Genomic DNA, 18089 nt, shown 5'->3' on the forward strand with positions numbered 1-18089 from the left:
CGGAACGCTCGTGCCGGCGTGGCGGAGAAGGGGGCGGCGGCCCGCTGACCGCTATCCCGGGGAAGAGGCCGGCAAGGCGTCGAATCCGAGTGCCCGCTGAAGAAAGCGTGCGTCGACCGGCGCGGGCTCCGGCAGCCCGGGGGTGTCGGCCAGCGCGTGGGTACGGTCGTACCGGTGCTGAAGCCGGCAGTAACTGATAAAGCCCGTCAAATGCCTGGCGATGAAGAGTTCGGGCACACTCGCCCCGTCGAACTCCTCCGCGCACTCCAGTCGCAGACCGGCGTGATGCCGCTCCAGGACACGGAGCACGTCTGCCAGTCGGGTGGGCGTGGGGTGAACGATGTGGTAGGTGCGTACCCCGGAGTCCGCACGAGGCGTGTCGCACCCGATGCGGACCATCGCCTCGGTCGCGTAGTCGCTCGGCACGATGTTGAAGGTGGCGGAGGGCGACGCGTTGATCCGCAGGCGCGTCTCGGTTCCCCGCGGGCGCTCGGCCTCCGGCGGGATACCGGGCGCGCCCCCCTCCGCGAGAATCTTGATCATCTTTCCCAGCTGGGCCAGCGGATGTTCCGCCGCGCTGTCCGGCAGGGGCCGGTCGCTGGCCACCACGCCGGGGCGCAGTACCAGCGCCGGACGCGCACGTCGGGCCGCCCACCGGCGGACCAGTTGCTCCGCCGCGTACTTCGACGCGTCGTAGTGCGTCACGAAACCGTGGACGTCGGTCAGATCGTCCTCCAGCACCGGCCCGGCGGGCCGGTTACCCGCGACCGCCATGGTGCTCACGTGCACCAGTCGGCATGCGGGCCGTGTCTGGTCCAGAAAAGCGAGAACGTGGGCGGTGCCCTGCGTGTTCACTCGGAAAAGACGCTCCCGCTCCCCAGCCAGGGCAATGTCACCCGCGCAGTGCCAGACGGCATCGACCTGCCCTGCCAGCCGGGCGTGCAGTGCCGGCGTCAGCCCCAGCCACGGCAGCGTCACATCGCCCGAGACGCAGCGCAGCCGCTGCAGGGCGACGCTGTCCGTATCCCCCTGCAGGCGGATCGCCGCCACGACACGGTCGCGTAAAGCCGAAGGCTCACCCCGCCCCAGTGCGACAACCTGCTGGTTCCGCGTCGTCAGCAACGCATGCGCGATACGTGAGCCCACAAAACCGGTGGCACCCGTAATCAGAACGGTCACCGCCTCAGGATGGGTGAAGGGGGCCAGAAGAGCAAAAGCGCGGTGAGGTTTTTCTCGGCGAGATGATCCGCGCGAAGCCGGACGAGGCTCTGGTACCCGGAAAATCCGGGCGGCCCTGCCCAGCGGCGGGCAGACGCAAAGCCCCTGGCAGGACGGTTCTCACCACAGGATCGTCCTACGACACCGGAGGCTTCACGTTGGTTCCCTGCCGAGCCATGCTTGACATCCCGCGCCCGGTGGTGGCGTTCTCCGCGCTCCTGCCGGCCGTCCACCGGCGGAAGACCGGCACCCGGGGACAGGTCCCAGCCGCCCACTGCCGCCGAGGAACAAGGCCGACCTTCGGCGCACAGGTCAGCGCCCCGCGACCGGCCATCGCAGCAGGTCATGGCGCTGGCTGGCCCCTCCCGCGACATCTGACGGCCGGGCTCACCCGGGCCGGGAGGCGGAGACGGCGCACGCCGCGGACAGCAGCTGGGCGTCGAGCAGGCCGGCGTCCGCGAGCCGGGTGCCCCTGGAGTACGCCCCCAGGACGGCCTTGGCCAGCGGAAGCGCCTCGGGCGGGCGGCGGAGCAGCGGCCTGACCCAGGCCTCGACGGCCGCGTCGAGCTCACCGGCCGGCACCGCCTTGTGGAGGACGGACATCTCCCGCGCCTCCTCGGCTCCGAACGGGGCGCAGGTGAGGAGGAGTTCGCGGATCCTGGCGGTTCCGGCCTCGCTGAGCAGCCGGGGCAGGACGCCGCCCCACACCGGTGCCACGCCCAGGGCGACCTCGGGCAGCCGGAACCGGGTGGTGTCCGCCCCGGCCCGCAGGTCGCAGAAGACGGTGAGGGCGAGGCCGGCGCCGACGACCTTTCCGTGGACCCGGGCGATGGTGATCGCGGTGGTGGTGTCCAGGGCCTCGCAGACGCGCCGGGCCCTGTCGGCGATCACACGGAGTCCGCCCCCGCCGGGGTCCGCCTTCAGGGAGGCGGCGAACTCCTCCCGGTCGGCGCCCAGGCAGAAGTGCTCCCCCGCCCCGGAGAGCACCAGGACCCGGATCTCGGGGCGGTCGTTGACCGCGCCGAGGACGGCGAGGAGTTCGTCGAGAGCGGCGGCGGTGAGGGTGTTGCCGGTCTCCGGGCTGTTCAGGCGGACGTGCAGGACGGGTCCGTCCTGGCTGACGTGGAGTGTCTTGTACCGGTTGTCCATCGGGGCGGTCACGGGCACCTCATGGCAGGGCGACGGGCAGGGTGAGCATACGGCGGAAGGCGACCCTCGGGGCCCACTGGGGCTCGCGGGCGAGGACGAGGGCGGGGAAACGTTCGAGCAGAGCGGTCAGCAGGGTCGTGGCCTCCAGGCGGGCCAGGGGCGCGCCGAGGCAGTAGTGGATGCCCCCGCTGAAACTCAGGTGGGCCGCTTTGCGGCGGACGTCGAAGGTGTCGGGATCGGGGCAGTGGGCGGGGTCGCGGTTGGCGGCGCCGATCATGAGGTGCACCATCTGGTCCTCGCGGATGTCGACGCCGGCGAGGGTGAGGTCCTTGCTCGCGATGCGGCTGGCGACGTGGGTGGGTGCGTCGTACCGCAGCGCCTCCTCGACCGCCGCGGGGATCTGCTCGGGGTGCCCGCGCAGCCATTCCCACTGCCCCGGGTGCTCCAGGAGGAGCTGGACCGTGGTGGCCAGCAGGGTGGAGGTCGTCTCGAGTGCGGCCAGGAGGACGAACAGGGTGGTGTGGTAGACGGCTTCGTCGGCGGCCTCCCGGTCGGGCTCGATCTCGTCCCAGGCCCGGATCCAGGCCGAGACCGGATCGGGTCCTGGCCTGGAGCGTCGCTCGCGGACCAGGGCGGTGAAGTAGCCGCGCAGCTGCGCCGTCGCCGCGTCGGACAGCGCGAGCTGGCTGGCGGAGGGGAGGAGTTCCTGGGCGAAGACCTGGTCGTGGGTGAGGTCGCGCAGCAGCGGGTGGTCGGCGGCCGGCAGGCCGAGCCACCGGCCGATGGTGATGACGGGCAGTTCCTCGGCGACCAGGGGAACGAAGTCCGCCTCTCCGCCGGCGAGGTGCTCGGCGAACCGGTCGAGGAGACCGCGGGTGATGTCGGCGACCGGGCGCCGCAGCTCCTCCAGCGATCTGCGGTCGAGCCTGCCGCTGGTCACCCGGCGTACCCGTGTGTGGTCGGGCGGGTTGAGCGCGGGCAGGGTCTTGCTCATCTCCCGGGAGGACACCGCGCTCCACCGCGTCGCCTCTCCCTGACTGGCACGCCACCGGGCGTCGGGGACGTGCCAGTCCCTGCTGCGCAGGACCCGGTCGGCCAGGCCGAAGGAGGTGATCAGATGCCCTCCCCACGGGGCCGGGATGATGTCCCCCATCGCCCGGAGTTCCGCGTAGTAGGGGTAGGGGTCCCTCTGGCCCGCGGCGGTCCGCAGGCGGGATATGAGGGCTGCGACGGAACGCCGGTCGGCGGAGGGGGCTATCGCGGGTCCCACGCGGGGCACTCCTTCGAGGCGGGGGCGGTTCGAACAACCTGCCGTCTCTACCCCTGGGACGGAATGACTATGCGAATACCCCCCTGTCACGTGCTGTTACGTAGATCACGCTCCGGTGAGCCACTTGAGGAAGGAACTCCACCGCGTGGCCTTCGCATGGGACTGCGACACGGGGGGCGCGGCGTGGTGAGCGGGCTCCTCGGCCGACGCCGAGGCCCGCCGCGGACGGTCCTGGAGCTGCCGGGCCGACGGCGGGGCGGGGGTGAAGTGGACGGGCAGGGTGGTGAGTGTTCTGCTCCACGGGGTCGGCTGCCAGGTCAGGCGGTCGAAGTCGATGCCCAGGGAGATGTCGGGCAGACGGGTGAGGATCCTCTCGATCGCCCTGGTCCCGATCAGGTTGGCGGGGTCCTTGGCGGGACACACGTGGGGGCCCGCGCCGAAGGCGAGGTAGGCCCGCCCCCTGAGGGCGTAGCGGCTCTCGGTCACGGCCGGGTCGGTGTTGGCGGCCGCGAAGCTGATCACCACCGGGTCGTCGGCCCGCAGGACCCTGCCGTCGAGCTCCACGTCCTGTACGGGGTAGTGCACGGCGTAGTTGGCGATGGGGGCGTACTTCCACAGCACCTCGTTGACGGCGTCCTCGACCAGCACCTGGCTGCCGGTGTACCGGTCGTCGCCGAGTATCAGGGCGATGCCCGTGCTGATGAGGGAGGTCAGCGGTGCGGTGCCGCCCGACAGCAGCGTGACGAGCTGGTTGACCATCTCGTCGTCGTTGAGACCCGCGGGGTGCTTGAGCATCCGGGAGGTCACGTCGTTGCCCGGTGACCGCCGCTTGAGGGTGACGAGCCGGTGCAGGGCCTGTCCGAGGATCTGGTTGGCCTGCTCGGCGTCGGATCCGCCCTCGAAGATGCCGGAGACGCCGAAGACGATGTCGTCGCCGATGTCGGGCGGGCACCCGAAGAGCTCGCTGAAGACCAGCAGGGGCAGCTGCTGGGCGTAGTCGGTGACGAGGTCGGCCCTGCGGCCGCGGCCGCTGATCTGGTCGATGAGGTAGTCGGCGACCTGTTCCACGTGGCGCCCCAGCTGATGGGGGTCGACGGTGTCCAGGCCGTCCGTCGCCACCTGCCGCAGCCGCGCGTGGTCGGCCCCGTCGGAGAACAGGGCGTTGGGCCGGTAACCCATCATGGGCAGGGCCGGGCTGTCGGCCGGTACGCGGCCCTCGTTGAGGGCACGCCAGCGGCGTGCGTCCCTGACGAACGTGTCGGGGTGCTGCAGGATGTGCAGCGCGGCCGCGTAGCTCGTCACCAGTTCGGCTTCGACGCCGGGCGCCATCTCCACGGGCGCGCTGGCCCCGGACTGCCTCAGGTGGTCGTAGTAGCTGTCGGGATCACTCCCGAACTCGGTCGTGTACAGGGGGACTCTGCCATGGGCGGGGCAGCCGGGCGGGGGCTGCCGGTAGTCCGGTCGGTGCTGCACGGGGGGCTCCTAGTCGGTACGGGAGAGGAGATACTCCACGAAAGTGATGAGGGTGTTGGCCGAGGATGCCTGGTCCCGGACGTCGCAGGAGACCACGGGCACGTCGTCGGGCAGGTTGAGCGCCTCACGGATCTCGCCGACGGCGTAGGAGGGGGATCCGTCGAACTGGTTCACCCCGACCGCGCACGGGAGCCCGTACTGCTCCACGAGGTCCAGGACGGGGAAGGACTCGCCCAGCCGCTCCGGGTCGACCAGCAGCAGCGCGCCCAGGGCGCCGATCGAGAGGTCCTCCCACAGTTGCTGGAAGCGCTGCTGTCCGGGGGTCCCGAACAGGTACAGGACCAGCTCGTCGCTGAGGGTGAGGCGGCCGAAGTCCAGGGCGACCGTGGTCGTCGTCTTGTCCGGCGTGCCGGCCAGGTCGTCCACGCCGGTGCTGGCCTGCGTGATCAGCTCCTCGGTGCGCAGCGGCTCGATCTCGGAGATGCTGCCGACGAAGGTGGTCTTGCCCACGCCGAAGTGACCGACGACCAGGATCTTCACCGTCGTCCGGACGGACCGGCCCAGGTGGACCGGTCCACGGTCAGGCGAATCGAGCACGGAGGCCATGCAGTACATCCTCGAGAAGTTGTCTGGGGACGCGCTCGGCACTCGGCACCGGAGCGCGGGTCAGGATCATTCCGTTTTCGGCCAGTTCGGCGAGCAGCCCGCGCACGATCCCCAGGGGGAGGCCGAGGTGCCCGGCGATCTCGATGACCGAGAGGTAGCCGCCCACGCACAGTTCCAGGACGCTGCGGCTCTCCGGGGAGACCACCCACCTGTCGGTCGCGTCATCGGCGGCCATGATCAGCGTCGTCACCGAGAACTCCCGTTCCGAGGGGATCTCACGGCCGCCTGTGATGACGTAGGGACGTACTAATCTTCCGGTCGCCTCGAAGGCCGGGTCTTCAGTGCTCACGTCTCATCAGCCATCTCGCGAGCCGGGGTGGTCATCTCTCCGCCGAGGCTCTGCACGAGCTGGTGCATGCGGAAGGTGATCCCCTCCATGTCGACGTCCGTCGAGGCCGAGACGGCCAGATACGCCCCGCTGCCGGCCGCCACGAGGAAGAGCCATCCGTGGTCGAACTCGACCACCGTCTGACGCCACCGCGACTCCCCCTCGGAGCCCACGAAGCCCGCCGTGGAACGGCTGATCGACTGCAGGGCGCTCATCGCCGCGGCCGTCCTGTCGGCCAGATCGGGGTGAAGGGCCTCGGTCATGCCTCGCTTGAGACCATCGGCCGAGACGAGCAGCGCATGCCGCGCGCCGGGCACCTTCAGGATGTTCGTGAGCATCCATGACAGGTCTTCCTGCATCAAGAGTCCTGTCCTTCCTGATTCGTCACGGGGAGCTGTCGGCCTGTCCGCGTGCCCCTCTGCAGCGCCGCCATCCTGGCGGCGGCGGACTCCACGTTCTGCCCGGGCTGCCTGCCGGTCTCCGGGGAGGCGGTGTGCACGAGGGTGATGGGGGCCTTGCGTTCGCCCCTCTTGGGCAGGCCGTTGGCGGTGCGGTCGCCGGAGAGCTGCTGCGCGGCCGGGGCGTTCCGCGGGGTGGCGTCCATGGCTGGTGTACTCCTCCGCTCGGTGTACTCCGTCGTCAGGAGCCCCTCGGGAAGGCGCAGGATGGCCCGCGCACCGCCAAAGGGAGAAGTGGTGCTGACGTCCACGGCGAAGCCGAAACGACGCGCCAGTTCGGCCACCACGGGGAACCCGAACTGCGGAGGGTTGCCGAGTTCGGACAGACCGGGCCGGTGCTCGCCCGAGAAGAGTTCCGCGGCCTTCTGCTTCCTCTCCGGGCTCAGACCCGGGCCGGCGTCGTCGATGATGACGCACAGCCCCTGGTGGACGGGCTGGAGGTTCACCTCGATCGTACTTTCGGGGCGTGAGTAGCTCGCGGCGTTGGCGAGCAGCTCGGCGACGGCCAGGGCGACACCGTCCACCGCGGCGGGAACGATGGCGAAGTTGGTCTGGGAGCGGATCTGAACCCGGTCGAAGGGGCCGATCTGGCCCTGGGCACTGCGGATCACGTCATGGACCGACGCGGGCTCCCTGCGCCGCCCGGGGAACCCGCCGCACAGGATCGTGATGCCCAGTGCGCGCCGGGCGAACTGGGCGTTGGCACGGTCCACCTCCAGCAGCGACTGGAGGATCTTGTGGCCGCCGTACTCCTGTTCCAGCCGGTCCAGTATGAGCTGCTGCTCACCGGCGAGGAGACGGAGGGTCTGCATGGCGGACTTGAGGACGGCGGAGATCTTCCCGTCGGTGACCTCCCTGACCTCCCTGGCTGCCTCCTCGGCGTTGTCCTCGGCCCTGGCCAGCCTTTTCCGGGTTTCCGCCAGATTCTTCTCCAGTTCTCCGACACGGTTTTTATTCAGCGTTAAATCGCTGGCCAACTGCCGGGCGCGCCGTCTGCTCAGGAGGAGTACGACTGTGACGACAAGCGCCACAGCGGCCAGACCCCAGAAGACCGGGTCCGTGAAGTAATGTGCCATGAGCTCTCTCTGTTTAACGAGGGGTCATGATTAAGGCTGCGTTCCGCTTGTATCGCAGGAAACGCAGAAGCGCACCGGCACGCCGCGATCCCCCCGCCGCGCCCGCTACCTGCTCAACCTCGCCAAGCGTAGCCGCTGCGGATCCGGCCGTTCCGCACCGTCAGGAACCCGTCCCCACGGCGCACTTGGCGGCTCGGGTACCGGCGAGCCGGATGCTGGCGAGCAAGCGCGTCGATCTTAGCACCGCGCATCCCGCTGCCGTTTTTGGAAAGTCAGGCCATTTCGCCATCGCGGGCATATTCACCTGTCACTCACCTTTTGGGCGTTTTGCTTCTCCGCTCACCCGGCGAAGGCGGAGCCGCGAAGCCGGTCGACGCCGAGCAGACATGGCCGTCATCATCACTTTTCGGACGGAATTCTCAGGGGATCCCCCGGTCCTTCATACGGGCAAAACCGAGGCCGCCACCGGCACTCTCGACCACCGGCCGGAGGGAATCACCGGCCTCTGGCTCGAGGCGGCGCCCGAGCCCGCCGCCCGGATGGTCCCCCGGCGCTCCCCGGGCCGCCCGCACCGTGTGGCGATCGGCCGGGCAGCCGACGGCGGGCGCCGGGCCGGGGGCCTTCGCTCGCCCCTCGGACGGCCCTCGGGCGCAGGGGTACCGCTGTGCCGCCGCCGCGGCGGCTCCCGCGCTGAGGGCGGAGTCAGGCCGGGGAGCCGCCTCCGAGGACGACCGTCCTCTCGTCGGAGCAGGTGTCCGGGGCCTCGCCGGGCCGCTCCCCCCGGCGGAACTCCCTCGGGCTGACGCCGCGTTCCCGCTTGAAGGCGGCACTCAGGGCGAACGGGCCCGAGTACCCCACCCGCCGGGCGATGCCGGCGACGGACAGTTCGGGGTCGCGCAGCAGTTCGGCGGCGAGCGTCAGCCGCCACCCGGTCAGGTAGGACATCGGCGGCTCGCCGACGAGTTCGGTGAAGCGGCGGGCCAGCGCCGCCCGGGAGATCCCGACGGAGGAGGCGAGCGAGGCGACCGTCCACGGCCGGCCGGGCCGCTCGTGCAGCAGCCTCAGGGCCTGTCCCACCACTGGGTCGCCCTGGGCCCGGAACCAGGGCGGCGCGCCGGTACCGGGCTCCGCGAGCCAGGAGCGCAGGACGTCGATGAGCAGCAGGTCGAGCAGCCGGTCCAGGACCACCTCCTGGCCGGCCTCCTCCTTGTCCACCTCGTCGGCCAGCATGCCGATCAGCGGGGTCCGCACGGCCGAGGCGGGCCGCAGAAGCAGGGCGGGCAGGCCGTCGAGCAGTCTGCGCCCGACCTCGCCGGGCGCCTGGTAGGTGCCGCTGAGCATCACGGTCGCCCCCGTGCGGTGCGGCTGGCCCCAGGTGCGCACCCCCAGGGGCATCGCCTCGGTGAGGTCCTCCCCCGTCGTGGTGCCGCAGTGCTGCCCGGGGCCGACCATGATGCCCGGCACCGTCGCCGGGTCGTCGGCGAGCGTGTACGGCTCGGGCCCGCGCAGGACGGCCACGTCCCCGGCCGCCAGCCGCGCCGGCTCGCCGCCCTCGCGCAGCACCCACGCCGAGCCGTGCAGCACGGTGACCAGCGACAGGGGCGCGCGGTCCTCGACGCGCAGTCCCCATGGCGGGTTGAACACCGACTTCAGCAGGAAGGCGCCTCTGGCCCGGGGGCTCCCCAGCAGTCCGCCGATCGTGTCCACAGCGCTCGTCTCCCGCTCTCCAGGTCAGGCGTCCCAGACCCCGGTGGCCGCGGTCTCCCCGACGTACCGCGAGAAGTCCTTGGGCTCCCGTCCGAGCACCTCGCGGACGCCGTGCGCCACACCGGCGTTACGGCCGTCGGTGATGGAGGCGAAGAGGTCCGCGAACTCCTCCGGCGCACCCGCCTCCCGCAGCATCGCACGGTAGTCGTCGGCGCCGACCGGAGTGTAGGTGATGGTGCGGCCGGTGGCCGCCGACAGTTCGCGGGCTACGTCGTGGAAGCTCAGCGGCCGGGGGCCGGACAGCTCGTAGGTCCTGCCGATGTGCCGGTCGTCGGTGAGGGCGGCGACGACGACGTCGGCGATGTCGTCGGCGTCGACGAACGGCTCGACGGCGTCCCCGGCGGGCAGCGCCAGCTCGCCCGAGCGGACCGGGCCGAGGAAGAAGTCCTCGCTGAAGTTCTGGTTGAACCAGTCGGCCCGCACGAGGGTCCAGTCGCAGCCGGAGGCCTTGAACGCCTCCTCACTGGCGGCCGCGCCCTCCTCGCCCCGGCCGGAGAGCAGCACCAGGCGGCGCACCCCCCGCTCGACGGCGAGGGCCGCGAACCGCCCGACGGTCTCCTTCGCCCCCGGGAAGGCGAGGTCGGGGTAGTAGGTCACGTAGGCGGCGCGGGCCCCGTCCAGCGCGGCCGGCCAGGTGCTCTCGTCCTCCCAGACGAAGGGGGTCCCGCCGCTGCGGGAGACGGGACGTACGGGGCGGCCGAGCGCCCGGAGGCGGTCGGCCACCCGCCGTCCGGTCTTGCCGGTGCCGCCGACGACGAGGATGGGTGCGGTGTCGTTTCCCTGGTTGTTCACGGCTCCATTGAAGTGCGCGCCCGGCGGACGCTCCATGGCCGCCGGGCTCACGTTCATACGCGATCGTCTCGGTGCGCGGGCACGGTGCGGGGCGGTACGGTGTTCAGTCGCCGACCACCCCGGCGTCGACACGCCTGCCGCGCGAGGCGTCCACCACGACGGGGACGCCGTCGGGGATCCGTCCCTCCAGCCGGTCGAGTAGGGACCGCACCGGCGGGAGCTCCCCGGGCACACGGACGTGGACGTGCATCGTGCGGGAGACCGCGTCGACTTTCGTGACGGACGCGCCGGGCTCGTCGGCGAGCCACTGCCGCGCCGCGTCCTTGGTCCGGCCCGTCCAGGTGTCGAGCAGGAACGTGAGGGCGGTGTTGGCCGTCAGCGGCACGACCACGACGGTGAACAGCAGGGCCATGGCGGCGTACGTGCGGCGGGCCGGACGCCCGGAGGCCCGGCCCGCCTCCGTGCCGTAGCCGAGCGAGGCGAAGACCACCATCCCGCCGAAGACCAGGGCGAAGAGGTTGGAGACGAACAGCACCAGCGCGCCCAGCGCGAGCCATCCCGACAGATGCCCCAGGCACACCCCCACCACCGTCAGGGGCGGGACGAGGGAGATGGCGATCGCCACGCCGGGCAGCACGGCGCCGACGTCCCGGCGGGCCTGGGCCACCGCGCCGGCGAAGCCGGTGGCCAGGGCGGCGACCAGGTCCATCAGGCCCGGTGAGGTGCGCGAGGAGATCTGGCTGTTGGACAGCAGGTCGTAGTCGTCGGGCAGGGGCACCGACATGGCCATCCCGAGCACGACCACCAGCAGGCCCGCCAGGATGACGACCCTGACCGATCCGGTGCGGCGGCGCCGCACCGACCCCAGGGCGATGCCCATGATCGGCGTGGACAGGGGAGCGATGATCATCGCCCCGATCACGGTCGCCGCCGAGTCCGTGAGCACTCCGCCGCCCGCGATCACCGAGGACAGCGTCAGCATCGTCCAGAAGGCCGAGCGTTTGGAGGCGGCGTCCCCGACGGACAGATCCAGGGCCTGGGCCAGCTCGTCCATCGAGCGGCGCTGGGAGGCGGGCAGGACACGGGCGCGGATTCCACTGATCACACCCTCAAAGCAAGCACGGCGGACGCCCCCGCGGACGGCGGGACACGGGTGGACGCGCGTTCGGTCCGGCGCCCCGGAACAGTGCGGCGCCGCGCGCCGGACAGACACTCCGGTGTAACGGAGCGGCCACACCAAGCCATCGCACCGCCCCCTGTCAATACAGTGCGCGGAAGGTCGCGGCGCCGGACCGGACACCGGTGCCCCCGCCCTCCGCCGGGGCACCGAAGAACCGACCGCGCGTTGACTCAGTCAACAAAATCATGCGATCCTCCTCGGCGGAACGAAGGGGATACGCTCCCTGGCGGGGTGCGACCCAGCGTGTACGACGGGTGAGGCGGGGAGGGCCGGTGGGCCTGGAGACGATCGGCGGGCGGTTCCGGATCACGGGGGCCGTGGGGCGCGGGAACATGGGCGAGGTGCGCCGGGCCGAGGACCTTCAGGCCGCCCCCGGCTCCCCGCACCGCGAGGTCGCGGTCAAGACGGTGCTGCGCGGCCGGACCGGGATCGCGGTCGGCGCCTCCGGCACCGGCAAGGAGATCGAGCGCTTCCGCCGCGAGGTGCGCATCATGCGCATGCTCTCCCAGGGCCACCCCAACCTCACCCTGCTGATCGACGGCGGCGTGGACCGCGGCGCGGACGACGCGCCGGGCGGCGGCGGTCTGCCCTATCTGGCGATGGAGCTGCTGGACGGCCATCCGCTGGCGGACCTGATCGACGAGGAGCCCCAGCTCCCGGTCTCCTGGGCCGCCGCGATCGGGGCGCAGGTCGCCGCCGGGCTGACCGCCGCGCACGCCGCCGGGGTCGTCCACCGCGATCTGAAGCCGGCCAATGTGATGCTGACCGGTGACGGCACCGTCAAGATCCTCGACTTCGGCATGGGTTCCGTCGTCGACGACCCCGACCAGACGCGGCTGACCAGTACGGGCGTCAGCGTCGGCACGGCCCGCTACATGGCGCCCGAGCAGTTCCGCGCCGAGCGCGTCTCGGCCCCGGCCGACCTGTACGCGCTGGGCTGCGTCCTGTACGAGCTGCTGATCGGCCGGCCGCCGTTCTCCGCCCGGACCGCCTTCGAGCTCTCCCGGCAGCATCTGCACGAGCTGCCGCCGCGGCTGACCCTGGTGCGCCCGGATCTGCCGGCCGGGCTGGTCCGGCTGGTGGACCGCCTGCTGGAGAAGGACGCCGAACTGCGGCCGGAGAACGCCGACGCGGTCCGGGAGACGCTGGTCCCGCTCGCGCTCGCCCCGGATCCCACGGCCGGCCTGCCCGCCCCGCACTGGCGGGCCATGGACCCGGTCGCCGGGCTGCGTGCCCTGCTGCCCGAGCCCGCCCCGGCCGCGCCGGCGCCCGTGCCGCGCAGGCGGCCCCGGCTGCCCGAGACGATGGACGTCTTCGGTATCCACGCCGATCTGATCGCCGAGTACGAGAACTTCACCAGGAGCGCGACGGTGATCCGGGACGCCCGGATCGAGGGTTTCGTCGAGGAGGACCTGGCGGAGAAGTCGCAGTGGCCCGACCCGTGGCTGTCGCTGAACCCGTTCTTCGCCGACGGCGGCCAGGTCACCGACCTGGTGCGCGACGGGGTGCTGCACCCCAGGTGCGCGGAGATCTTCCAGGCCGGCAAGCGGAAGGACTCGCCCCGCCCGGACGGCCGCCCGCTGACCTTCCACCTCCACCAGCGGCAGGCGATCGAGGCCGCGCACGCGGGTGACTCCTACGTCCTGACCACCGGCACCGGCTCGGGCAAGTCGCTGGCGTACATCGTCCCGATCGTGGACCGGGTGCTGAGGGAGCGCGAGGCGGCGGGGCCCAGGGCGGGCGGCCGGGTGCGCGCGATCGTGGTCTACCCGATGAACGCGCTGGCCAACTCCCAGCTGGGGGAGCTGGAGAAGTACCTGCGCCACGGTTTCGGCAAGGGCCGCGAGCCGGTCACCTTCGCCCGCTACACCGGCCAGGAGTCCGAGGAGGACCGCCGCGCGCTGCGCCGCGACCCCCCGGACATCCTGCTGACCAACTACGTGATGCTGGAGCTGATGCTGACCCGGCCGGACGACCGCTCCAGCCTGATCCGCATGGCCGAGGGCCTGCGGTTCCTGGTCTTCGACGAGCTGCACACCTACCGGGGCCGGCAGGGCGCGGACGTGGCGTTCCTGATCCGCCGGGTGCGCGAGGCGTGCCGGGCCTCGGCCTCGCTGCAGTGCGTCGGCACCTCCGCGACCATGTCGACCGAGGGCTCCTGGGAGGAGCAGCGGCGCGAGGTGGCGAAGGTCGCCGGGCGGCTGTTCGGCACGGTGGTGCCGCCGGAGCGGGTCATCGGCGAGACGCTGGTGCGGGCCACCCGCGAGGCCCCCGAGTCCGTGCCGGCCGAGCGGCTGCGGGTGCCGGCCGCGCCCCGCTCCTACGAGGCGCTGACGGAGGACCCGCTGGCCCGCTGGGTGGAGTCGCGCTTCGGTCTGGAGACCGAGGAGGGCACGGGACGGCTGCGCCGCCGCGCCCCGGAGACGGTCGAGCGGGCGGCCGCCGAGCTGGCCGCCGCCTCCGGGGTGGACGGGGAGAGCGTGCGCGAGGCGATCCGCACGACGCTGGAGGCGGGCGCGCAGGCCAAGCACCCGTTGACGGAGCGGCCGCTGTTCGCGTTCCGGCTGCACCAGTTCCTCTCCAAGGGCGACACCGTCTACACCACGCTGGAGGATCCGCTCACCCGGCCGCTGACCCGCACCTACCAGCTGGAGCAGCCGGGCAGCGGCGGCAAGCCGCTGTTCCCGCTGTCGTTCTGCCGCGAGTGCGGCCAGGAGTACCTGACGGTGTGGCGCACCGGGGAGGGCGGCGCCTTCCGCTACGAGCCGCGCCGGGACACCTCCGCCTCCGGCGGCCGCGACGGCGAGGGCTATCTGTATCTGGGCATGCCGGGCCAGGACTACGAGTGGCCGGCCGACCCGCGGAAGGCCGTGGACGACCGGCGGCTGCCGGAGTCGTGGCTGGAGCCGGACGCGCAGGGCGTGATGGTGGTCAGGAAGTCCTACCGTCCCCGGGTGCCCAGGCGCGTCGTGGTGGACGCGTACGGCAGCGAGTCCGGCGAGGGCCTGGTGGCGGCGTTCGTCCCGGCGCCGTTCCTGTTCTGCGTGCACTGCCAGGTCTCCTACGAGCAGACCCGCGGTCAGGACTTCGCCAAGCTGGCCACCCTGGCCCAGGAGGGCCGCTCCTCGGCGACCTCGCTGATCTCGGCGTCGATCGTCAAGTCCCTGCGCGCGGTGCCCGAGGAGAGCCTGGACCGGGAGGCGCGCAAGCTGCTGACCTTCGTCGACAACCGGCAGGACGCCTCGCTCCAGGCCGGGCACTTCAACGACTTCGCCCAGGTGACCCAGTTACGCGGCGCGCTGTACCAGGCCGCGGTGCGCGCGGGCGAGGAGGGCCTGCGCCACGACGGTCTGGCCGAGGCCGTCACCGAGGTGATGGGCCTGGCCCCGGGCGAGTACGCCTCCGGCACGCGCCTGCCGCCGTCCCTGGAGCGCCGGGCCGCGAAGGTCTTCCGGGACGTCGTCGGCTACCGCCTCTACCGCGACCTGGAGCGCGGCTGGCGCATCACCATGCCGAACCTGGAGCAGACGGGCCTGCTGCGCATCGACTACGAGGACCTGGCCTGGATCGCCGCCGATCCCGACTCCTGGAAGTCGGCCCACGCGGTGCTGCGCGGCGCCGACCCGGCGCTGCGCGAGGAGGTCGCCCGCACCCTGCTCGACCACATGCGCCGCGCCCTCGCCATCGACGTGCGGTACTTCCGCGACGACTTCGACACCTTGCAGCGGGCGAGCGAGGAGCGCCTGACCGGCCCGTGGGTGCTGGGCGAGAGCGACCGCCCGGCGGTCGGCACCGCCTACCCGTACCCCTCGCGACCGGGCATGGAGCGCTCGGCGCTGTTCCTGTCCGCGCGCGGCAAGTTCGGCCGGTATCTGCGGCGGAACATCCCCGAACTGCGCGAGACGCCCCTGGACGACGTCCGATGCGTCATCGAGGACCTGCTGAAGGTGCTGCGGGAGGCGGACCTGGTGCGCGAGGTGGAGACGGCCCCCGAGCGCTCCGGCCCGGCCTACCGCCGCCGGGCGGCGGACAAGCGCACCGGCTACCGGGTGTCGGCCTCGGCGCTCATCTGGCGGGCCGGGAGCGGTGAGCGGGGCGCGGTCGATCCGCTGGCGCGCACCTACAGCAGCGGCGAGGGCCCGCGCGTGAACCCGTTCTTCCGCGACCTGTACCGCACCGCGGCGGCCGAGCTGGCCGGCCTGTTCGCGCGCGAGCACACCGCGCAGGTGGCCCCGGAGGACCGGCTGGAGCGCGAGCGGCGCTTCCGCGAGGCCGAACTGCCGCTGCTGTACTGCTCGCCGACGATGGAGCTGGGCGTGGACATCTCCTCGCTCAACGCGGTGATGATGCGCAACGTGCCGCCGACCCCGGCGAACTACGCGCAGCGCTCGGGCCGGGCCGGCCGCAGCGGCCGGCCGGCGCTGGTGACCACCTACTGCGCCACGGGCAACAGCCACGACCAGTACTACTTCCGCCGCTCCCAGGACATGGTGGCCGGGCAGGTGGCCCCGCCGCGCCTGGACCTGGCCAACGAGGACCTGGTCCGCTCCCATCTGCAGGGCATCTGGCTGGCGGAGACGGGCATGAAGCTGGGCACCGCGATCCCGGACGTCGTGGACGTCGCCTACGACCCCGACGGCGGCGACCGCCCCGACCCCCGCATGCCGCTGCCGCTCCTGCCCGACGTCCGCGACAGGTCCCTCGACGAGGCCGCCCGCCGCCGCGCGGCCGCCACCGCCCGCGCCGTACTGGCCCCGCTGATATCCGACTTCGAGGCCACCACCTGGTGGTACGACGAGTGGATCGAGGACCGCCTCGAGCGGGCGCCGGAGCGGTTCGACGCCTCCTTCGACCGCTGGCGGGACCTGTTCCGCGCGGCCGTGATCGACCAGTACGAGCAGAACCGGCGCGTGGTCGACCACACCCTCTCCCCCGGCGAGCAGAGCCGGGCGCGCAGCCGCCGCCGGGAGGCCGAGACGCAGACGAACCTGCTGCTGAACCGCTCGGTGGACAGCAAGTCGGTGATGAGCGACTTCAACCCCTACCGCTATCTGGCATCCGAGGGCTTCCTGCCCGGCTACAGCTTCCCCCGGCTGCCGCTGGCCGCCTACATCCCGCGCTCGGGCAACCGCCGCAACGCCGACGGCGACTACCTCCAGCGCCCGCGCTTCCTGGCGATCCGCGAGTTCGGCCCCGGCGCGCTCATCTACCACGAGGGCGCCCGCTACCAGGTCACCCGCGTCCAGCTCCCGCCGGACGCCTCGGGCGATCTGGCCACCGCCGAGGCGCGGCGCTGCGACGGCTGCGGCTACCACCACGACGTGCGGGCCGGCTCGGACCTGTGCGCGATGTGCGGCGAGCCGCTGCGGGGCAAGCGCACCGGCCTGCTGCACCTGCACACCGTCTACACCACCCCGCGCGAGCGGATCTCCTCGGACGAGGAGGAGCGCCGCCGGGCCGGTTTCCGCCTGGAGACCTCCTACGCCTTCCAGGACCACGGCGTCCGCAGGGGCCGTCTCACCTCGCACGTCGCCGACGCCGGTGGCGCGCCCGTCCTCGATCTGGACTACGGCGACTCCGCCACCGTGCGCATCACCAACCTCGGCCGGGTGCGCGACAAGGAGGGCGAGCCGGACGGCTACTGGCTGGACCTGGGCGACGGCCGCTGGCTCAACGACCGGGCCGCCGCCGACGCCGTCGAGGGCACCGGCATGCCGGTGGTCGACGAGGACGGCAACGAGAAGCGCCGCAAGAGGCGGGTGCTGCCGTATGTGGAGGACCGCCGCAACATCCTGGTGGTCACCCTGGACGAGCCCCGGCCCGAGCCGGTGGCCCTGTCGGTGCTGTACGCGCTGGAGCGGGGCATCGAGGCGGCGTTCGAGCTGGAGGACTCGGAGCTGACGGCGGAGCTGCTGCCGCCGGAGGACGGCCCGCGCCGCCGCATGCTGTTCACCGAGGCCGCCGAGGGCGGCGCGGGCGTGCTGCGCCGCCTCCAGCACGAGAGGGGCGCGCTGGCGAAGGCCGCCCGCACGGCCCTGGAGATCTGCCACTTCGACCCGGACACCGGCGAGGACCTGGGCGGCCCGGCCGATGACGAGGAGTGCGCCCGCGGCTGCTACGCCTGCCTGCTGACCTACGGCAACCAGACGCACCACCGCAGGCTGAGCCGCCACACCGCCCGCCCGCTGCTGCTGCGGCTGGCCGGTGCCCGCACCGAGCGGGAGGACCGGGGCGAGTCGCGCAGCGAGCGGTTCCGCCGCCTCGCCCCGGCGTCCGGCACCCCGGGCATCCCGGACATCGCGAGTGCCGCCACCGCGCCCGCCTCCCCAACCCCCGCGGAGGCGGACCCGGCGGACCTGGTCGCCCGGGGCGACCTGCTGGGCTGGCTGCGCGCCAGGGGCTACCGGCTGCCGGACGAGGCCGGCGCCTTCGTCGGCGCGGCGGACGCGCGCCCGGACCTGGTCTTCCACGTGGAGGACATCCACCTGGCCGCCTTCGTCGACCTCCCCGGCCACCCGGCCGACCCCACTCGCGACGCCGGCGCCGAGGACCGCCTGGTGGAGGCCGGCTGGGAGGTGGCGCGCTTCCCCGCGGGCGCGGACACGAACGCGGACTGGGAGGCCGTCATCGACAACCACGCCTCCTACCTCCGCCTGCGCTGACCGCCGGCTCCGAACAGCCCGCCCCCGTAACAGCCCGGCCCACCCCCCGG

Annotated in this window: 12 protein-coding genes; 1 reads left to right on the plus strand and 11 read right to left on the minus strand. The window is 72.4% G+C overall.

Features of this window, described 5'->3' with window-relative positions; all coding sequences use genetic code 11:
- Window positions 1–51: 51 nt before the first annotated feature.
- From AC2CJA_RS00960 to AC2CJA_RS01010, 11 genes are all read right to left on the minus strand, one after another.
- Window positions 52–1179 (minus strand): SDR family oxidoreductase, encoded by a 1128-nt coding sequence (locus AC2CJA_RS00960; RefSeq protein WP_484600703.1) that lies wholly within the window; start codon window positions 1177–1179, stop codon window positions 52–54.
- Window positions 1180–1605: 426 nt separating this feature from the next.
- On the minus strand, window positions 1606–2367 hold the full coding sequence (locus tag AC2CJA_RS00965; protein ID WP_484600724.1) for an enoyl-CoA hydratase/isomerase family protein: 762 nt from the start codon (window positions 2365–2367) through the stop codon (window positions 1606–1608).
- Window positions 2368–2386: 19 nt separating this feature from the next.
- Window positions 2387–3637 carry a cytochrome P450 gene (locus tag AC2CJA_RS00970; protein ID WP_484600704.1) on the minus strand — a complete coding sequence of 417 codons (1251 nt, stop codon included), beginning with the start codon at window positions 3635–3637 and terminating at the stop codon, window positions 2387–2389.
- A gap of 105 nt (window positions 3638–3742) precedes the next feature.
- Entirely contained in the window at window positions 3743–5110 is a 1368-nt protein-coding gene (locus AC2CJA_RS00975; protein WP_484600705.1) for a cytochrome P450, read from the minus strand.
- Window positions 5111–5119: 9 nt separating this feature from the next.
- Window positions 5120–5707, minus strand: coding sequence for a GTP-binding protein (locus tag AC2CJA_RS00980; RefSeq protein ID WP_484600706.1), 588 nt, complete (start codon window positions 5705–5707; stop codon window positions 5120–5122).
- On the minus strand, window positions 5691–6065 hold the full coding sequence (locus AC2CJA_RS00985; RefSeq protein ID WP_241714724.1) for a DUF742 domain-containing protein: 375 nt from the start codon (window positions 6063–6065) through the stop codon (window positions 5691–5693). Before AC2CJA_RS00985 ends, AC2CJA_RS00980 begins: the two co-directional genes overlap by 17 nt.
- Entirely contained in the window at window positions 6062–6463 is a 402-nt protein-coding gene (locus tag AC2CJA_RS00990) for a roadblock/LC7 domain-containing protein (RefSeq protein WP_484600707.1), read from the minus strand. Before AC2CJA_RS00990 ends, AC2CJA_RS00985 begins: the two co-directional genes overlap by 4 nt.
- The gene (locus AC2CJA_RS00995; protein WP_484600708.1) at window positions 6463–7638 is read right to left on the minus strand and encodes an ATP-binding protein; all 1176 of its coding nucleotides are present in this window, start codon (window positions 7636–7638) and stop codon (window positions 6463–6465) included. Before AC2CJA_RS00995 ends, AC2CJA_RS00990 begins: the two co-directional genes overlap by 1 nt.
- Window positions 7639–8340: 702 nt before the next feature.
- Window positions 8341–9345, minus strand: coding sequence for an AraC family transcriptional regulator (locus AC2CJA_RS01000; RefSeq protein WP_484600709.1), 1005 nt, complete (start codon window positions 9343–9345; stop codon window positions 8341–8343).
- A 24-nt stretch (window positions 9346–9369) separates the two neighbouring features.
- Window positions 9370–10233, minus strand: coding sequence for an NmrA family NAD(P)-binding protein (locus AC2CJA_RS01005; protein WP_484600725.1), 864 nt, complete (start codon window positions 10231–10233; stop codon window positions 9370–9372).
- Between the two features lie 67 nt (window positions 10234–10300).
- Window positions 10301–11302, minus strand: a complete 1002-nt coding sequence (locus AC2CJA_RS01010; RefSeq protein ID WP_484600710.1) for a DUF389 domain-containing protein — start codon at window positions 11300–11302, stop codon at window positions 10301–10303.
- 347 nt (window positions 11303–11649) lie between these two features.
- Here AC2CJA_RS01010 and AC2CJA_RS01015 point away from each other — a divergent pair, with 347 nt between their 5' ends.
- Entirely contained in the window at window positions 11650–18039 is a 6390-nt protein-coding gene (locus tag AC2CJA_RS01015; protein WP_484600711.1) for a protein kinase domain-containing protein, read from the plus strand.
- Window positions 18040–18089: the final 50 nt, after the last annotated feature.

Source organism: Streptomyces sp. ATLC9, assembly GCF_057196705.1.

What these genes read in the sequence shown, in the direction of transcription:
- AC2CJA_RS00965 (WP_484600724.1), bottom strand. Translation starts at nt 2,367, where the DNA reads ATGGACAACCGGTACAAGACACTCCACGTCAGCCAGGACGGACCCGTC.
- AC2CJA_RS00990 (WP_484600707.1), bottom strand. Translation starts at nt 6,463, where the DNA reads ATGCAGGAAGACCTGTCATGGATGCTCACGAACATCCTGAAGGTGCCC.
- AC2CJA_RS00995 (WP_484600708.1), bottom strand. Translation starts at nt 7,638, where the DNA reads ATGGCACATTACTTCACGGACCCGGTCTTCTGGGGTCTGGCCGCTGTG.
- AC2CJA_RS01005 (WP_484600725.1), bottom strand. Translation starts at nt 10,233, where the DNA reads ATGGAGCGTCCGCCGGGCGCGCACTTCAATGGAGCCGTGAACAACCAG.